Below are 15,789 nucleotides of genomic sequence, written 5' to 3' on the forward strand. Positions count from 1 at the left end.
GACTCCCGAGATCCCGTGCGGACCGGTGCGGCGGGCGGATACTCGGCGCATGACCCTGTCGCGCCGTGCCCTGCTGGCGGGTGCGGCGCTGGCCGGGTTGGCGCAGGCCGGCTGTGCGGCGTCCGAGCAGTGGCGTGAGGTGCACCTGGACGCCGAACCGCAGGCCCTCACGACCCTGGCCGGCGGGCTGCTGGTCGGCACGGCCGGCCTCGGTCTGCAGGCCCCGGACGGTCCGATCGGGGTGCGCCCGGTCACCGGCTACGGACGCGAGGCGGGCTGGCTGTCGCTCGCGGCGTGGGGCGACCGGCTGGCCGCCGTCGGGGTGACCCGGGGCGGGGCACACGGGAATGCCCGCTGGTCGGTGTTCGGCGGCGACCGCAGCGGCGGCGTCGAGGAGTGGGAACAGCCGTTCGACGTCTTCCACGGCTGGGGCGCCGGGCAGCTGATTGGAGTCGCCTTCGCCGGTGACCGGCCGACGATCGTCGGGTCGTGGCAGAGCGAAGCCGCCGGCAACGATCCGAGCATCTGGCTGCTGGACAGGCAGCGCTGGCGGCGGCGCTCCTCGACCGGCACCGCACTGGCGTCGACGCGTGTCGCGATGGGCCAGGCCCACGCCGTGGCGGGCGGGGACCGGTTGATGGTCGTCGGCCAGCTCATCGACCTGGAACCGCTACGCACCCGGGCCGTGGCCTGGACGGCGACCGACCCGGCCGCCGACTGGTCACGCATCGACCTGCCCGCGGCCGGCTCGACCGTCACCGCGCAATCGGTGGCCGCCTTCGAGGGGGGCTGGCTGGTCGGCGGCGTGGACGACGACCGGGTGATCGCATGGACGATCGGCCCCGACCTTGCCGTCTCGACCCTCGACCTGCCGGGCTCTCTCGCCTCGCGTCCGGCCGATGGCCGGCCCGTCGAGCAGGTGCGGGTGGCGGCGTCCGCCGGCGGGTTGCTGCTGGGCGCCGGCGACGGCGAGACGGTGCGCACCGGGTCCGGTCGGGCGGGTTCTTGGCGCGAGAGGACCGCGCCCGGCACCGATCCGGTCACCGCGGCGTGGGCGGCCACGCCGGCGCTGATCACGGCCGGTTCGGGGCAGCGGCTGTTCCAACTATCCTGACCGGCATGATCGACGCCGACCTCGCCACCCGGTTGCGCACCGCCGGCCTGCCCTGGCGTCCGAGCGATGGGGACCGGTTCACCATCCCCGGCGGCGAGCTGGCCGAGGACGTGTTCGTCGTGGCCGAGATGGTCATTCAGGTGCAGGAGGTGCCGGGCGGGGCGAGCGTGTTCAAGTTCAACGGCACCACCGAGTGGGCGCTGGACTCGATCGACTCGCGCCGGGTGCTGTGGCTGCCCCGCGAGGAGCAGCTGCGCGAGGCCCTCGGCGAGCGGTTCGACGCGCTGGCCGCCGTGCCGGGCGGCTACGCGGTGACGTTGACCGACGGCAGCCGACATCTCGACATCGACGCCGAGCGGGCCTACGCGCGGGCCGTGCTGCACACCCTGGAGGCGACGTGACGGTGATGATCGGGCACCGCTTCCGCGGCCCCGACACCTCCGGCAACGGCGGCTACAGCGCCGGTGCGGTCGCGGCCGCGCTGGGATCGCCGTGCGGGCCGACCGAGGTCACCCTGCTCAGCCCCCCGCCACTGGACGTCGCACTGGCTGTCGCCCGCGACGGTGACGCGATCACCGTGAGCCACGGTGCCACGACGGTTGCGACCGCCAGGCCGGCGTCGCTGCGGATGGCCGTCCCCGAGCCGCCGTCGTTCGCGCAAGCCGAGCGGGCGGCGTCCGGCTGCCCCTGGCTGGTGGATCACCCCTACCCGCAGTGCTTCGTATGCGGCACCGAACGCCCGGACGGCCTGCACATCTTTCCCGGGCCGGTGGCCGGACGCCGCCTCGCCGCGGCGCCCTGGGTGCCGGACGCCACGGTCTGCCACGACGGCGTGGTTCGATCGGAGATCGTGTGGGCCAGCGTCGACTGTCCCTCGCTGTTCGGCTACGGCTGCTTCGCCAGCTGGGACGGCCTGATGCTGCTGGGCCGCTTCACCGCGCAGGTCCACCGAGCACCCGACCAGGGCGAGCGCTGTGTGCTGACCGGCTGGTCGTTCGGACGCGACGGCCGCAAGTACGACACCGCCGCGGCGCTGCACACCGCCGACGGCGAGCTGCTGGCGCTCAGCCGGGCGCTCTGGATCACCCTGAAGAAGTAGCTGGACCCTGACGCCCGACTAGGGTGGCCGGATGACCACCGACCACACCGCCACCAGGCTCGAATGGCAGCAGCAGGACGTCATCGACCACTTCCTCGACGAGGCCCGGACGTGGGCGGTGGTGGGGCTGTCCGGCGATCCCGAGCGCACCGCCTACACCATCGCCGAACTGCTGCAGAGCCGGGGCAAGCGCATCGTGCCGATCCACCCACGGGCGCCCCAGGTGCTCGGTGAGCAGGGCTACGCGAGCCTGGCCGACGTGCCGTTCCACATCGACGTCGTCGACGTGTTCCGTCGCTCGGACGCCGCGGGGCGCTACGTCGACGAGGCGATCGAGGTGGGCGCCGGTGGGGTGTGGTTCCAGCTCGGCGTCATCGACCACGACGCCTTCACCCGCGCCCGTGACGCGGGGGTGCCGATGGTGATGGACACCTGTCCCGCCATCGAGTGGCGGCGCCGCGGCTGACGATGGACGACGAGACCGCCGCCACGGTGGTGGTGTTCCACACCGCGGTGACGATGTCCGAGGTTGCCGTCGACGGTCAGCGGCCGGCCACGACCGGTTCCGGCTGCGCGCCACCGGCCGTCCGCACTGCGGGCTGTGCGAACACGAGCGAGCGTTGCACCTGGTAGCTGGCCAGGAACAGGGCAACCTCGACCAGAAGCTTGGCCACGACCAGCGCCACACCGGCCGCGGTCAAGACCGACAACAGCCCGTAGTTGGCCAGCAGCAGCACCGCCGCCAGGGCGTAGTACCGCCCCAGCGACCGTCGCAGACCACCGCGGGAACGGAACACCATTCGCCGGTTGGCCATGAAGTTCACCAGCGAGCTGAGGGCCCGGGCGCCGACCACCGCGACCAGCAGGCTGCCGGTCAGCGCGTTGATCAGCAGCAGCGCCACCACGTCGATGCCGAAGGCGATCAGCGACGACGCCGAAAAGGCCAGCAACGGCAGGTAGATTCGCACCGAGTCGGCGACCGGCCGGAAATGCGAGGACGCGTTGCCGGCCAGGTACACGGTCTCGATCGGCACCTCCTCGACCGTCCAGCCGGCACCCCTGGCCCGAAGCAGCAGGTTCAGCTCGTACTCGAACCGGTCGCCGGGCACGCCCGCCAGCCAGTCCAGGGCCGCGGCCGGGTAGCCGCGCAGCCCGGTCTGGGTGTCGCTCACCCGCACTCCGGTGGCCGCCCGGAACGCCCAGCGGGTGATGGCGTTGCCAACCCGGCTGCGCACCGGCACCGGGCCGGCGAAGGCGCGGACGCCGAGCACCATCGCACCCGGCCGGATGGCGCGGGCCACCGCCAGGATGTCGTCGGGGCGGTGCTGGCCGTCGGAGTCGGCGCACACCACGTCGGCGTCCGGGTAGTGGTCGGCGACGTGTACGAAGCCGTACTTGAGGGCGGCGCCCTTGCCGCGGTTGCGGGTGAAACCGATCACGTCCGCGCCCATCGCGGACGCTTCGGCGAAGATCGGCGCGTAGTCGGCGCCGCTGCCGTCGTCGACCACCACCACGTCGAGTTCGGGGGCCCGCTCAGCGAGGTCGCGCAGCAATAGCAGCAGCGTGCGGTTCGGCTGGTAGGCGGGAATCAGGACGACCATTGCTCAGCCCGCCACGTAGAGGATGTCGGAGGTGCCGCGTTCCCTGCCCCGGCCGAGCGGGTCGTTGACCAGTTCGTCGTTGAAGACCATCGCCGACGACCCGCCGCCGTCGAGGTTGTAGGCGACGGTCGCGTGCCGGTCGAGGAACACCTGGGCGAGTTCCGGCATGGTCATGCCGCGGCTGTAGCCGGTGCTGCGGCCGTCGACGACGATCCACAGGTAGTGACCGGCTTCGACCATGCCGACGGCGGTGCGCGGCTGGGTGCCCTGAATGGAGTGGTTGCCGAAGTTGGTGTCGATCTCGATCGAGTCGATGCCGTCGATCACCTCGCCGTCGCGGATCAGGCCCGGCCCGAACGACAAGGTCTGCCAGGCACCGGCGTCGATCAGTTCCTGGGCGGTGGTGGTGGTCTCGTCGTAGAGCCGCATCGAGCCGTCCCGGGAGAGCACCAGGCCCTGCCGGGCCCCCTCGTCGCGGTAGGCGACGCCGTTGCGGATCACGATCCCGGTGTCGCGGAAACCGTAGTAGTCACCGTTGACGGCGAGCACGGCGTGCTTGCCGGCGGCGATGTCGGAGGGGTTCTCGATGATGTTGGTCCCGAAGGAGTCCTTGGCGAACGCCGACCGGATCAGCGAGCTGTCGCTGGTGGTGATGTCGGCCACGAAGTAGGTGATGGCGTCCGACCCCGACCTGGTGGAGACCTTCTCGATGGTCAGCGAGGTGGCGGCACTCGTGTAGGACTCGTCGGTGAAGGTCCCGGTCGGTTCGGCCGTTGCGGTGTCGCCGGTGACGGTCTGGTCGACGTGCTCGATCACGTACCGGTTGAGCGCCCAGGCGGTCGTGCCGCTCAGGCCGGCCAGGCCGGCGGCGCCACCGAGCAGCAACCGTCGACTGACCCTGGACGTCAGCCCCGCATCGTTCATGCCTTCCGTTGTACGGCTCGGATCTGTGGGCCTTCTATGACCTCGTTGGGTCGCCGCTGGGCATCGCTGCGGCGACCGCCCCGACCCCCGGGCGCCGGCTGGCGGTCGTGGCAGGCCGGACGCCGCGGCGTAGGGTGTGCGCCATGTGCCGCAACATTCGCCCCCTGAACAACTTCGAGCCGCCGGCCAGCAGTGACGAGGTCCGCGCCGCCGCCCTGCAGTACGTCCGCAAGGTGTCGGGCACGACCAAGCCGTCCAAGGCCAACGAACAGTACTTCTACGAAGCGGTCGACGAGATCGCCCACCTCACCCAGCACCTGATCGAGCACCTGACCACGACGGCCCCGCCGAAGAACCGGGAGACCGAGGCGGCCAAGGCGAAGGCCCGCTCGGCCGCCCGCTTCGCCAACGCCGGCTGACTCCTGCAGGGTGGGGCCACGCTCGACCGGTGGAGACCTCGTGGTCTCGACACGCTCCCTCGGCGGAGCCGTTCACAAGCGGCGCGGGGCCCCACCCTCAGGTGGGGCCCCGCCCGATGCCTGCGATCAGTTCGCGGCGGCGATCCTGTCCAGCGCCTGTTCCCAGTGCTGGGTGATGGCCGCGACGTCCAGTCCGTCCGGGATGTTCTCGTGCCGGATCTCCAGCACGGTGGAGTCGTCGGACTCCTTCACCAGGTGCAGGTCGACCAGCGACTTGGGCGCGTCGGAATCGGCGTGCCAGCTGAACCGGATCTGCTCCAGCGGGTGGTAGCTGCGCACCACGCCGAACGTGCCGTCGGCTGACTGCCAGCTGTCGCCCTTGTCGCCCAGAACGCCGCCCTCGCCGAGCAGCGCTTCGGAGCCGGCGGGCGTGGCGAGCAGTCGCCACACTTCCTTGACTGGCTGGGACACCGACCGCTGCACGACAACGGTGGTGTCCCGGGACGCCTCGAGCAGGTCGCTCGCGCTCTGATCTGTCATTGAAACCTCGATCCGATCGGTCCGACCCCGGTCAGCGATGACCGGATACGGCCACCATACTCGGACGCAGCGGGCCCGGTCAGCGTGTCGATCCAGACATATCGGGCTCCCAGCGATTACAAATGAAGCCACGACCGGACCGCGTATGAGGTGGTCCGGTCGAGTCGTGCCGGGGGGCGGGGTCCGCACCGTCGAGGCCCCGCCACGAGGGCGTCCGTGCTCACCCCGTCGTGTGACGTCTGGGACAGTTGGGACGAGTAAAGCCCCTTGTGACAGCGCATTCGCAGGGTTACTGCAAGACTCGGAGGTTCTTGCCGCAACCCCTTGCGCGCCCCTCGCGGAGGGAGTACAAATATCCCTACGCAGAACCCGACGAACCCCACGTCGCAAGACAGCAAGGATCGTCACCAAAGGTTCAGCGCACGGTAGGAGATCGGGATCCATTGCCCGTGGAGCAATCCACAGGCGTCCTGCAAGACGAGCAGACGGATCAGCGGACCAACCGGGTTCGGAGGTCGTCTTCCCCGAACGCTCAGGGGCCGGACCAACTCATACTTGGTCCGGCCCCGCCTTACGTTGCGGAACCATTGTCGCCCGTCGTCGGCACGGCGACGCGGCCCAGTCGCGGACTGGGACGGTAGGCCGAGACCGTTGGCTCACCGGCCAGCCAGAACCGCCACGGACGCCGCGCCGCGACCGACACCCCCACCCGCGGGCCGCTCAGCAGCTCGCCGGCCTCCCCCAGTCGGGGCAGCAGGTCGAGACCGGGCTCGCCGAGCCGGCGTCCCGAATCGGCGAGGGTGAGCCCCAACGCCTGCCCCAGACAACCGGGACCGCGGGCCAGCCGCTGGTCGGACGCCCCCGCCCGCCTGGCCCGGGCCAGCGCCCGACCCTCGATCACCTCACCTGCGCGCAGCAGCACCGCCGAGCCGCTGCCGCTCGCGCCGCACACCACGTTGGCGCAGATGTGGATGCCGTAGGAGCGGTAGCAGTACAGCGTGCCCGGACCGGCGAACAGGTCACGGGTGTGTGGGCGGGGACCGCGGAAGGCGTGGGCGGCCGGGTCGTCGACGCCGTTATAGGCCTCCACCTCGGTGATGCGCACCGTCACGACGCCGACCCGCAGCCGCATGCCGAGCAGGTCGGGGGCCACCTCCAGCACGTCACGCGTCAGGTCCACGGGCCCAGTCTGCCCGCTGCAGTAGGCTCGTCCGGTGCGCACCGCAGTCCTGACCGCCGTGGTGGTCGCGCTCGGAGTGACCGTGGGCTGCACCCAGGCGATCGGGACGACGTCGCCGTCGGCCACCCCGAGCTCGAGCCAGTTGGCGGTTGACCTGACCGCCCCGGGTCAGGCCCGGTCCATGGTGCGCAAGCTCATCGCCAAGGCGGGCACGCCCAACCTGATCCAGGTGGAGATCACCCAGGAGTGGGCCGCGATCACCGTCGTGAAGGACTCCCAGGCCCAGGCCTGGGCGTGGCGCGACAACACCGTCAAGCAGGTCGACACCGACGTCGCCTACGTGCAGCAGGCAACCTTCTCGATCGACGACTTCAACATCAACGACGTCGGCGGCCTGTTCCGGGCGGCCGCGGGCATCTCGGGCTCGGACAGCAGCCAGGAGCTGCAGATCGTGGACTCGTCGGCCGGCGAGGTGTTCATGAGCGTCTCGACCGTGCCGGAGTCACGGACGGTGTTCTTCGAGCCCGACGGCGCCATCCTGCCAACCCTGGATTTCGCCATCGAGGGTGGCGTGGAACAGGGCCTCGCCGACGTCATGGGGCAACGCACGACGGCGAACGCGGTCGGCGTCCAGTCGAGTCTCGGCGCCTGGCTCGACTACCAGGGCAGCACCACCACGACCGTGCGGCGGCTGCGCACCCCGACGGTGCCGGTCACCATCAACGAGCGTGGCCAGCGCACCGAGCTGCCCACCTTCGACGTCTCGCTGATCGACCCGAAGAAGGTCTGGCACGTGCTGGCGCTGGCCAGGTCGAGGGGCGATTTCGACGCCGAGACGCGCTGGGAGGTCACCATCGACGACCGCAACCGCACCGGCGTCCCGCGGATGTACTTCACCATCGCCGGCGCGTCGCTGGTCACCGACCTGGACGGCCGCGAGATCCAACCGTAGGCGGACAGGCGCCGGGCCGGTCCCCCGCCCGCCGTTACGAGCAGGAGTGGTGCGGGCGGGTCAGCTCGCGAAGGTGTCGCACTTGTTCGGGTCGCCGGAGTTGAAGCCGGTGGCGAGCCAGTTCTGCCGCTGCGCCGCCGAACCGTGCGTCCACGACTCCCGGTCGACGCGCCCGGTCGACGCCTCCTGGATGCGGTCGTCGCCGACGGCGCGGGCGGCGTCCGCGGCCCTCAGCACGTCGTCCTTGGTGACGGCCGCGATGGGCGAGCTGGCGTCCTTGGACGCGTTGGCCAGCCAGACGCCGGCGTAGCAGTCGGCCTGCAGCTCGAGCTTCACCTGCGGCGAGTTGGGCCCGGTCTGGTTGCCGGCCTGCTGCACCTTGTCCAGCACCCCGGTCAGGTTCGAGATGTGGTGGCCGTACTCGTGGGCGATCACGTACGCCTCGGCGGCGTCCCCGCCCTCGGCGCCGAGCTGGCCGGTGAGCTGGTCGAAGAAGCCGGTGTCGAGGTAGACGACCCGGTCGACCGGGCAGTAGAACGGTCCGACCGCCGAGGTGGCCGTGCCACAGCCGGTGCTGACCTGGCCCGTGAAGATGTGGGTGGTGGTCGGCTGATAGCCCGACATGGCCCGTCCCCAGTAGGCCTGGATCGAGTTGGTGTAGGCGACGAAGCGGCACTCGCGGTTGGTTTTGATGTCGGCCCCGGTCCTGCACTGCGCGTAGGTGTCGGTGCTCTGCTGGGGCCCTGCCCCGGAGCCGCCCAGCAACGCGTTCGGGTCGAAGCCCAGGAACATGGCCAGCAGCACGATGATGATGCCGCCGACGCCGCCGACGGCCAGCTTGCCGCCGGCCCCGCCCGAGCTGCTGGTGACCTGTGAGCTGTCCAGATTCGCCGAATCCCTGTACTGCACCCCACGCTCCTTCGCCCTCGGCCGTGCTCGGGAGTCTAGTGTGCGCACGCGCTTCGTCGGCCGGCGCCGCCCGGGGAGTCGGTTTGGATCGCTCCGGGCCCTGGTTCATCATGGGCAGATGCAGATCATCGGCGTCGCGGTCGCGGGAGGGTCCAGTGTCTTCGCCCGCCCGCTCGAACACGGCGTCGATCCGCACCGGTTGGCGTGGGAGCTCGGCTACCGCATCGTGCGGCCGCTGTCGGCCAGCGGCGTGGGCGACGAGCTGACCGTCACCGTGCAGGTGTCGGCGCACGGACGCCCGGTCTCCGAGGGGGGCGTCCAGCGTCGCCGGTCGCTGGATCGGGAACTGACCGAGGCCGATGTCGTCGACCCGCTGGTGCGGCAACGGCTGGCCGCCTACGCGATGGTGCTGAGCAGCCACGGACTGTTGGCCACCGAGTTCTCCAACCGGACGGCCGTGCCCCACTCGTGGGGGCTCCCCGGCGGCGGCATCGACCCCGGCGAGAACCCGAGCCAGGCCGTCATCCGCGAGGCCATCGAGGAGACCGGGCAGCACATCGAGATCGCGCACCTGCTCGACATCCAAACCGACCACTGGATCGGCCGCTCCCCCACCGGCGTCGTCGAGGACTTCCACGCCGTCCGGATCATCTACGCCGCCACCTGCCCCGAACCGACCACCCCGGTGGTCAACGACGTCGGCGGCACCACGGCGTCCGCCCGTTGGGTGCCGCTGCACCAGTGGTACCGGACGCACTGGGCGGCCGGCACCCGGGCACTACTCGACCGGCACCTGGCCACCATCTCGGCCCAGCTGGGCTACCGGCGACGCAGCGCCGGCTGAGCCAGGCCTCCAGACACGCACGGACGCCGCGGGCCGAAGCCCGCGGCGTCCGTTCGTGCGTGGATCAGTTCGAACGGAAGTAGGACAGCAGCCGCAGCATCTCGATGTAGAGCCAGACCAGCGTGACGGTCAGGCCGAACGCCGCGCGCCACGACTCGGTCTCGGGGGCCCGCATCGCGATGCCCTGCTCGACGTAGTCGAAGTCGAGAATGAGGTTGAACACCGCCAGTCCGACGCCGAGGGCCGAGATCAGCAGCGGCAACGCCATGTTGCCGTGACCGAACAGGAAGTTCACACCGAACAGCGACATCACGAAGTTGACCAGCAGCACCCCGGCGTAGGCGAGGGTGCCGATCATCACCATCTTGCGAAACTTGCTGGTGACCTTGATCCGGAAGAACTTGTAGGCACCGAGGGTGGCGGCGGAGGCGACCACCGTGGCCAGCACGGCAGCGGGGACGATGCCGTTCCAGGCCGACTCGTACACCTTGCTGATGGCGCCGATGAAGACGCCCTCGATGGCGGCGTAGACGAGCACCATGCCCGGGTTGATCACCCGGCGGGCCGCCACCACCATGACGGTGACGAAGCCGACGAGGGCGCTGACGATCACGGCCGGGAACAAGAACCGCGCCGGCATGAACATGAAGGTGAGGGCCGCGGTCAGGATGAGCGCACCGAGCGTGATCGCCGTCTTGGTGATCACGTCGTCGATGGTCATGACGCCCTGCGCGGTGGGAGCCGGAGCCTGCGGGTAGGGCTGGCCCGGGTAGGGCTGCTGATAGCCCTGCTGGCCGGGCTGCTGCCAGCCCTGCTGGAATCCGGCCTGGCCGGGCTGCTGATAGCCCTGCTGCGGGTAACCGGACTGATTCTGCTGCGGGGTGAAAGCGTCCGGCCTCGAGAGAACGGGGTTGGAGCTACGCATGTGTCTTTCCTTCTACTGGATGTGCCTCCAATAGTAGGCAACGCCGTAGGGGCCCGGAAGCTTCCGCCCCGCCGGACCGGGGTGGGACCGGGGTCTCCCCCACTGGACGGGCTTCAGCGGCACCTCCGCGCCGACGACTCAGACCAGCCATGAACCGAAGGGCTGTGGATGGGCAAGGGTCCTCTGGTGCCCCCGGCGGGGGTCGAACCCGCACTGTGGCGGGTTTAAGCCGCCTGCCTCTGCCATTGGGCTACGGGGGCCCGCGGCATGAGTCTACGGGCCGCGGCCGGATGCCCAGAAGGCGTCAGGACTCCAGCAGGCCCAGCACCAGGCCGTCCAGGATGTCGGACTCGCTCACCGTCAGGTCGCCCGGCACCCGGCGTCCGACCCGGTCGGCGATCAACGCGCCGGCGCAGATGACGTCGGCCCGCTTCGGGTGCATCGAGGGCAGCGCCCGGACCTGCTCGACCGTCGAGGCGAGCAGCCGCGCGGTCAGCGCGCCGAGCTGGTCGCGGGTCATCGTCGAACCGTGCACGAAGGTGCGGTCGTAGGTGGGCAGCTGCTGGTTGACCGCCGACAGCGAGGTGGCAGTCCCCCCGACGCCGATCCAGGTGGCCACCGCGCCGAAGTCGATGCCGGCCCCGTCGAGCAGCGAGTCGATGTGTGCGGACGCCTGCGCCACCTGACCGGAACTCGGCGGGTCGTCGGCCAGGAACCGCTCGCGGACGCGCACGCTGCCCACGTCGAGCGACAGGCCGTGGTCGATCCGCGGCGCAGCGCCGGCGCTGCCCACGACCAGTTCGGTCGAGCCGCCGCCGATGTCCATCACCAGCACCGGCGCGGCCACCTCCGGCAGTGCCGTGGTGGCGCCCCGGAAGGAGAGCGCGGCCTCCTCGTCGCCGCTGATGATCTCGGCCTCGACCCCGAGCACACGGCGGGCGCCGGCGAAGAACTCCTCGCGGTTGGAGGCGTCCCTGGCTGCCGACGTGGCGACCAGCCGGACGCGTTCGACACCGCGCCGCTCGATCACCTCGGCGTACTCCGCGAAGGCGATCAGGGTGCGCTCCAGCGCGTCGGGGTTGAACTGTCCGGTGGCGTCGACGCCCTGCCCCAGCCGGGTCAGGATCAGCCGCCGGTCCAGGTCCTGCAGGTAGCCGCCGGGCGTGCGCTCCGCCACCAGCAGGCGCACCGAGTTGGTGCCGCAGTCGATCGCCGCTACCTTCATCTCTCCCCCAGACACCGGCCGAACGGGAACCCGCGCAGCAGCTCGATCGTCACGTCGCCCAGCGGGTTGACCCCCGGCCCGGCGGCCAGCGCATGCCCGGCAAGGGCGTGCAGGCACTTCACCCGGGTCGGCATGCCACCGGCGCTGACCCGGTCGATCTCGGGCACCTCGCCGAGGCCGCGCCGGTCGGCCAGGTAGGCCTCGTGCGCCGCGCGGTAGCCGGCCGCCAGGTCGGCGTCCGTCTCGAGGCGAGCCGTCATCTCGGCCATCACCCCTTGTGCCTCCAGGGTTGAACACCCGGCCACCGCCAACGGGCAGGTGAGGTAATAGGTGGTCGGGAACGGGGTGCCGTCGGGCAGCCGGGGCAGCGTCATCACCACGCCGGGGTGGCCGGACGCGCACCGCCACGCCACCCGCACCAGGCCCCGCGGCGTGCGGCCGAGCTGGTCGGCGATCACCGCCAGATCGGCGGGAGCGATGGCGGACGCGGTGGGCACGGGCTCATTGTGCCGGGTGCCCGTCGGCGCTGTCGAAACCCTCAGGGGTGGGACGCCGGGCGCCGGGCTGGGCCTGCGGCGTCCGGTCGAGTCAGCGTCCGGCCTTGCGGGTGGGGCTGTCGGCGGTCTCGATCGACCCCCATAACCGGTCGAACCACATCTCCGGATGCTCACCGGGCGGCAGCTGGTTCTCCGACTCGAGCACCACTCCGGTGCCGAGCGGTTTGCCGTCCGGCCCGATCACCTGGTAGCCGGTCTCGCCGGGCAGCAGCCAGCCGAGCCGTTCCCTCGCCTGGGCCTTGACGTAGGCGGGGTCGTTCCAGCGGTTCAGCTCGTCCTCGAGCTGGCTGATCTGCGCCGTCCGCTCCTGGATCTGCTGCTGCGCGGTGGCCAACTCGGCCTGCTGCTCGAGATAGATCCGCAGCGAGTTGGCGTAGGAGAGCGCCAGCACCACCAGCACGCTCAGCACGGCCAGCGCCCGGCGGGTCAGGCCCAGCCGTTTCGGCAGCGACAACCGCCGCTTGGGCGCCTCGGCGCCGGTGGGTGTCTGCTGCTCCTCAGCGACCGCCGGGGTGGCGGCCGAGCGGGGCGCGGACGTGCGAGAGCCGGTCCGGGAACGCGTGGTGCGTCCCGGACCGGCCGGCGATGTGCGTGGTGGCCGCCTGTCGCGCGCCATCAGAGGACCTGACCGTTCATCAGGTCCAGCCTAGGCTCAGTTGGTGCTGAACCTCGGGAAGGCGGCGGCACCGGCGTAGCGTGCCGCGTCCTCCAGGTCCTGCTCGATGCGCAGCAGCTGGTTGTACTTGGCCACCCGCTCGGTGCGCGCCGGGGCGCCGGACTTGATCTGGCCACAGCCCAGCGCGACGGCCAGGTCGGCGATGGTGGTGTCCTCGGTCTCGCCGGAGCGATGGCTCATCATCGTCGTGTAGCCGGCCCGGTGCGCCATGGTGACAGCGTCGATGGTCTCGGTCAGCGAACCGATCTGGTTGACCTTGACCAGCAGCGAGTTGGCCGTCTCGGAGTCGATGCCGCGCTTGAGCCGCTCGACGTTGGTGACGAACAGGTCGTCGCCGACCAGCTGGACCTTGTGGCCGATGTCGTCGGTGATCTTCTTCCAGCCCTCCCAGTCCTCTTCGTTGAGCGGATCCTCGATGGAGACCAGCGGGTACTTGTCGACCAGACCCTCGTAGTAGCTGACCATCTCTTCGAAGGTCTTGGAGCCGCCCTCGAAGGCGTAGGTGCCGTCCTCGTTGTAGAACTCGGACGCCGCGACGTCCAGCGCCAGCGCTACGTCCTTGCCGGGTTCGTAGCCGGCGTTCTTGATCGCCTCGACGATCAGGTCGAGGGCCTCGGCGTTGCTGTCCAGGTTGGGCGCGAAGCCGCCCTCGTCACCCAGGCCGGTGGCCAGCCCGCGACCCTTCAGCACCGCCTTCAGCGCGTGGTAGACCCCGGCGCCCATCTCGAGTGCCTCGGCGAAGGTGGCGGCGCCGATCGGGGCGATCATGAACTCCTGGATGTCGACATTGGAGTCGGCGTGCGAGCCGCCGTTGAGGATGTTCATCATCGGCACCGGCAGCAGGTTGGCCGTCGGACCGCCCAGGTACTTGTACAGGGGCAGGCCGGCGGAGTCGGCGGCCGCGTGGGCGACGGCGAGCGAGACGCCAAGGATCGCGTTGGCGCCCAGCTTGGACTTGTTGGGCGTGCCGTCGAGTTCGATCATGGCCTGGTCGATGGCGCGCTGCTGGTCGGCCTCGAACACGTTGGTGATCTCGGCGGAGAGCTGCTGCTGCACGTTCTCGACCGCCTTCAGCACCCCCTTGCCGCCGTAGCGGCCCTTGTCGCCGTCGCGGAGTTCGGCGGCCTCGAAGGCGCCGGTGGAGGCGCCGGAGGGGACGGCCGCGCGGCCCTGGGAGCCGTCGTCCAGGATGACCTCTACCTCGATGGTGGGGTTGCCGCGCGAATCGAGGATCTCGCGGGCGTCGACGAATTCGATGCTTGCCACGGTGTCGTGCCTTTCGGGTGGTGGAAACGTCGACCTCACCCTATCGGTCCGTTTCCTGCTGGGAATGGGTGCCGGCCCAGAACATGCTGTCGACACGGGTTGTGGTTGGGCCTGCGGGGCGTCAGTCCGCGTTCGCCTCCCGGGCGGTGATCCGGCTCTCCAGCTCGCGGACGGCGGCGCGGGTGACCTGTTCGGCGTCCACTCCCTGGGCCTGGGCCCGGGCGACGAGGGCGAGGATCTGCCGCCCGATGTCGTCGGAGGAGTCCTCGAGCGGCAGGTCGGCTCCGGGCAGCTCGCTGCGGGCGATCACCTTGGCGGCCCGGGTCAGGGCCGAGAGTTGCCGGGGGATGCCGTCGAGCACCGACGTCCGGTTCTTCTCGGCGCGCTTGCGGCGCTCCCAGGAGCCGAGCAGATCGTCGGGGACGGGCGCGTCGGAGAACACGTAGGGGTGCCTGGCGACCAGTTTGTCGCCGATGCCGCGGGCCACGTCCTCGAGGTCGAAGCGCCCCTCGCCCGCCGCGATCTCGGCATGGAACACCACCTGCAGTAGCAAGTCGCCCAGCTCCTCGACCAGGTCGGTGTCGTCGCCCGCCTCGATCGCCTCAACCAGCTCGACGGACTCTTCGACCAGGTACGTGACGAGCGACCGATGGGTCTGCTCGGCGTCCCAGGGGCACTCGGCGCGAAGCCGGTGCATGATCTCGACGAGCCGCTCGAGCTCAGCGTGCGGCATCGGTCACGGTGCGACGCTGGGGGTGACCCATGGCTGCGACAGCTGGCCACCGTCCTGCGAGACGGCCGCCGACTCGGCCGACCACGACCCGTAGCGCGGGTTGACCTGGACCGACGCCTTCGCCATCTCGGCCAGGAACGCGGTGTCGCCGATCTTGTTCAGCACCAGCCCCGAGTCGATGACATCGTCGACGAACGACTGGGCGTCGGTGCCTTCGTACTTGGTCAGGTTGGGGTTGGCGGTCAGCATCGCGGTACGCGGCTCGCCGGTCAACGCGATGCCCTGCTGGGCGGCGATGGTGCGCGACACCTCGGCACGGATCGCGTAGGACAGCACGATGGCGTGGGCGTTGGCCAGGTCGCCGTCGGCGCCGCCGATCGCCGTCACGGGCCCCTCGACCCGCGAAACCGGAATGTCGACGCCGTTCACCGTCGCCGCGACCGATCCTCCCGGAACGCTGCAGCCGGACAGCACCAGCAGCCCCACCAACCCGGCCACCACGCCGGACAGCAGCACACGCATGCTCTTCATCCCACTCCTTCAAGCCTCGCCTGCGATCCTAACGGCTGCGCGAGGTGCGCCCCGCCACTCGGGGTCACTGCGCGACAACTCGCTGGTCGGCTCACGGCCTGGGCGAACTCTGCCCGAGTCGGGCTTGCCCGGTGGTGTCTCGTGGCCGGTCGGGCGGCCCCGTGCCGTCCGTTGGTCTTTCGGGGGCGGCCGTTCTCGCCAACGCCCACTGCTTTCGGCCTGGGTGACTACTTTCATGTTGCAACGCGAAAGTAGTCACGGATGATGAAAGTCGTCTGCGTTGGAGAGAAGCGC

General features: G+C 70.6%; 19 protein-coding genes and 1 tRNA gene. 7 read left to right on the forward strand and 13 right to left on the reverse strand.

The window, feature by feature from the left end:
* Positions 1–49 precede the first annotated feature (49 nt).
* The 4 genes from OIE40_RS12765 to OIE40_RS12780 are packed head-to-tail and all read left to right on the forward strand — an operon-like array spanning position 50 to position 2,679.
* Positions 50–1,114: a hypothetical protein gene (locus OIE40_RS12765; RefSeq protein WP_264702828.1), complete on the forward strand. Its 1,065-nt coding sequence runs from the start codon at positions 50–52 to the stop codon at positions 1,112–1,114.
* A gap of 5 nt (positions 1,115–1,119) precedes the next feature.
* Complete coding sequence (locus OIE40_RS12770; RefSeq protein ID WP_264702829.1) at positions 1,120–1,515, forward strand: pilus assembly protein CpaE; 396 nt, start codon at positions 1,120–1,122, stop codon at positions 1,513–1,515.
* Positions 1,512–2,213, forward strand: a complete 702-nt coding sequence (locus OIE40_RS12775; RefSeq protein WP_264702831.1) for a hypothetical protein — start codon at positions 1,512–1,514, stop codon at positions 2,211–2,213. The genes OIE40_RS12770 and OIE40_RS12775 overlap by 4 nt, the downstream gene beginning before the upstream one ends.
* A gap of 31 nt (positions 2,214–2,244) precedes the next feature.
* Positions 2,245–2,679, forward strand: coding sequence for a CoA-binding protein (locus OIE40_RS12780; protein ID WP_264702832.1), 435 nt, complete (start codon positions 2,245–2,247; stop codon positions 2,677–2,679).
* A 76-nt stretch (positions 2,680–2,755) separates the two neighbouring features.
* On the opposite strand, the gene OIE40_RS12785 is transcribed toward OIE40_RS12780, so the two are convergent.
* On the reverse strand, positions 2,756–3,814 hold the full coding sequence (locus tag OIE40_RS12785) for a bifunctional glycosyltransferase family 2/GtrA family protein (protein WP_264702833.1): 1,059 nt from the start codon (positions 3,812–3,814) through the stop codon (positions 2,756–2,758).
* Positions 3,815–3,817: 3 nt separating this feature from the next.
* Positions 3,818–4,738 carry a phosphodiester glycosidase family protein gene (locus OIE40_RS12790; protein WP_264702834.1) on the reverse strand — a complete coding sequence of 307 codons (921 nt, stop codon included), beginning with the start codon at positions 4,736–4,738 and terminating at the stop codon, positions 3,818–3,820.
* Positions 4,739–4,881: 143 nt separating this feature from the next.
* Between OIE40_RS12790 and OIE40_RS12795 the strand changes: the two genes are divergently transcribed.
* Positions 4,882–5,157, forward strand: coding sequence for a DUF2277 domain-containing protein (locus OIE40_RS12795; RefSeq protein WP_264702835.1), 276 nt, complete (start codon positions 4,882–4,884; stop codon positions 5,155–5,157).
* 126 nt (positions 5,158–5,283) lie between these two features.
* On the opposite strand, the gene OIE40_RS12800 is transcribed toward OIE40_RS12795, so the two are convergent.
* The gene (locus OIE40_RS12800; protein WP_264702836.1) at positions 5,284–5,697 is read right to left on the reverse strand and encodes an SRPBCC family protein; all 414 of its coding nucleotides are present in this window, start codon (positions 5,695–5,697) and stop codon (positions 5,284–5,286) included.
* Positions 5,698–6,268: 571 nt separating this feature from the next.
* Positions 6,269–6,877 (reverse strand): DNA-3-methyladenine glycosylase, encoded by a 609-nt coding sequence (locus tag OIE40_RS12805; RefSeq protein ID WP_264702837.1) that lies wholly within the window; start codon positions 6,875–6,877, stop codon positions 6,269–6,271.
* 34 nt (positions 6,878–6,911) lie between these two features.
* On the opposite strand from OIE40_RS12805, the gene OIE40_RS12810 reads away from it, so the two are divergent.
* Entirely contained in the window at positions 6,912–7,829 is a 918-nt protein-coding gene (locus OIE40_RS12810) for a hypothetical protein (RefSeq protein ID WP_264702839.1), read from the forward strand.
* 60 nt (positions 7,830–7,889) lie between these two features.
* On the opposite strand, the gene ypfJ is transcribed toward OIE40_RS12810, so the two are convergent.
* Positions 7,890–8,738: a KPN_02809 family neutral zinc metallopeptidase gene (gene ypfJ / locus OIE40_RS12815; RefSeq protein ID WP_264702841.1), complete on the reverse strand. Its 849-nt coding sequence runs from the start codon at positions 8,736–8,738 to the stop codon at positions 7,890–7,892.
* A gap of 118 nt (positions 8,739–8,856) precedes the next feature.
* Here ypfJ and OIE40_RS12820 point away from each other — a divergent pair, with 118 nt between their 5' ends.
* Complete coding sequence (locus OIE40_RS12820) at positions 8,857–9,582, forward strand: NUDIX hydrolase (protein ID WP_264702842.1); 726 nt, start codon at positions 8,857–8,859, stop codon at positions 9,580–9,582.
* A 64-nt stretch (positions 9,583–9,646) separates the two neighbouring features.
* Here OIE40_RS12820 and OIE40_RS12825 read toward each other — a convergent pair whose 3' ends face one another.
* The 8 genes from OIE40_RS12825 to OIE40_RS12860 form a co-directional block, all read right to left on the reverse strand.
* Entirely contained in the window at positions 9,647–10,507 is an 861-nt protein-coding gene (locus OIE40_RS12825; RefSeq protein WP_264702844.1) for a Bax inhibitor-1/YccA family protein, read from the reverse strand.
* Positions 10,508–10,691: 184 nt separating this feature from the next.
* A tRNA-Leu gene (locus OIE40_RS12830) sits at positions 10,692–10,767 on the reverse strand.
* Between the two features lie 44 nt (positions 10,768–10,811).
* Complete coding sequence (locus OIE40_RS12835; protein ID WP_264702846.1) at positions 10,812–11,732, reverse strand: Ppx/GppA phosphatase family protein; 921 nt, start codon at positions 11,730–11,732, stop codon at positions 10,812–10,814.
* Positions 11,729–12,229 carry a DUF501 domain-containing protein gene (locus OIE40_RS12840; RefSeq protein ID WP_264702848.1) on the reverse strand — a complete coding sequence of 167 codons (501 nt, stop codon included), beginning with the start codon at positions 12,227–12,229 and terminating at the stop codon, positions 11,729–11,731. The genes OIE40_RS12835 and OIE40_RS12840 overlap by 4 nt, the downstream gene beginning before the upstream one ends.
* A gap of 91 nt (positions 12,230–12,320) precedes the next feature.
* Entirely contained in the window at positions 12,321–12,905 is a 585-nt protein-coding gene (locus tag OIE40_RS12845) for an FtsB family cell division protein (RefSeq protein WP_264702850.1), read from the reverse strand.
* 36 nt (positions 12,906–12,941) lie between these two features.
* A complete protein-coding gene (gene eno, locus OIE40_RS12850; protein WP_264702852.1) occupies positions 12,942–14,231 on the reverse strand; it encodes a phosphopyruvate hydratase in 1,290 nt (429 codons plus the stop codon).
* 121 nt (positions 14,232–14,352) lie between these two features.
* On the reverse strand, positions 14,353–14,964 hold the full coding sequence (locus OIE40_RS12855) for a nucleoside triphosphate pyrophosphohydrolase (protein ID WP_264702854.1): 612 nt from the start codon (positions 14,962–14,964) through the stop codon (positions 14,353–14,355).
* Between the two features lie 3 nt (positions 14,965–14,967).
* On the reverse strand, positions 14,968–15,495 hold the full coding sequence (locus tag OIE40_RS12860; protein WP_264702856.1) for a hypothetical protein: 528 nt from the start codon (positions 15,493–15,495) through the stop codon (positions 14,968–14,970).
* Positions 15,496–15,789 lie beyond the last annotated feature (294 nt).

It is taken from the genome of Micropruina sonneratiae (assembly GCF_025972045.1).
Taxonomy (GTDB): domain Bacteria; phylum Actinomycetota; class Actinomycetes; order Propionibacteriales; family Propionibacteriaceae; genus Micropruina; species Micropruina sonneratiae.

Excerpts from the sequence above, each read along its gene's own strand:
- OIE40_RS12860 (WP_264702856.1), bottom strand. The coding sequence starts at position 15,495 with ATGAAGAGCATGCGTGTGCTGCTGTCCGGCGTGGTGGCCGGGTTGGTG.
- OIE40_RS12825 (WP_264702844.1), bottom strand. The coding sequence starts at position 10,507 with ATGCGTAGCTCCAACCCCGTTCTCTCGAGGCCGGACGCTTTCACCCCG.
- OIE40_RS12790 (WP_264702834.1), bottom strand. The coding sequence starts at position 4,738 with ATGAACGATGCGGGGCTGACGTCCAGGGTCAGTCGACGGTTGCTGCTC.
- OIE40_RS12780 (WP_264702832.1), top strand. The coding sequence starts at position 2,245 with ATGACCACCGACCACACCGCCACCAGGCTCGAATGGCAGCAGCAGGAC.
- OIE40_RS12795 (WP_264702835.1), top strand. The coding sequence starts at position 4,882 with ATGTGCCGCAACATTCGCCCCCTGAACAACTTCGAGCCGCCGGCCAGC.
- OIE40_RS12770 (WP_264702829.1), top strand. The coding sequence starts at position 1,120 with ATGATCGACGCCGACCTCGCCACCCGGTTGCGCACCGCCGGCCTGCCC.
- OIE40_RS12845 (WP_264702850.1), bottom strand. The coding sequence starts at position 12,905 with ATGGCGCGCGACAGGCGGCCACCACGCACATCGCCGGCCGGTCCGGGA.
- OIE40_RS12835 (WP_264702846.1), bottom strand. The coding sequence starts at position 11,732 with ATGAAGGTAGCGGCGATCGACTGCGGCACCAACTCGGTGCGCCTGCTG.
- OIE40_RS12765 (WP_264702828.1), top strand. The coding sequence starts at position 50 with ATGACCCTGTCGCGCCGTGCCCTGCTGGCGGGTGCGGCGCTGGCCGGG.
- OIE40_RS12820 (WP_264702842.1), top strand. The coding sequence starts at position 8,857 with ATGCAGATCATCGGCGTCGCGGTCGCGGGAGGGTCCAGTGTCTTCGCC.
- OIE40_RS12785 (WP_264702833.1), bottom strand. The coding sequence starts at position 3,814 with ATGGTCGTCCTGATTCCCGCCTACCAGCCGAACCGCACGCTGCTGCTA.
- OIE40_RS12855 (WP_264702854.1), bottom strand. The coding sequence starts at position 14,964 with ATGCCGCACGCTGAGCTCGAGCGGCTCGTCGAGATCATGCACCGGCTT.
- OIE40_RS12800 (WP_264702836.1), bottom strand. The coding sequence starts at position 5,697 with ATGACAGATCAGAGCGCGAGCGACCTGCTCGAGGCGTCCCGGGACACC.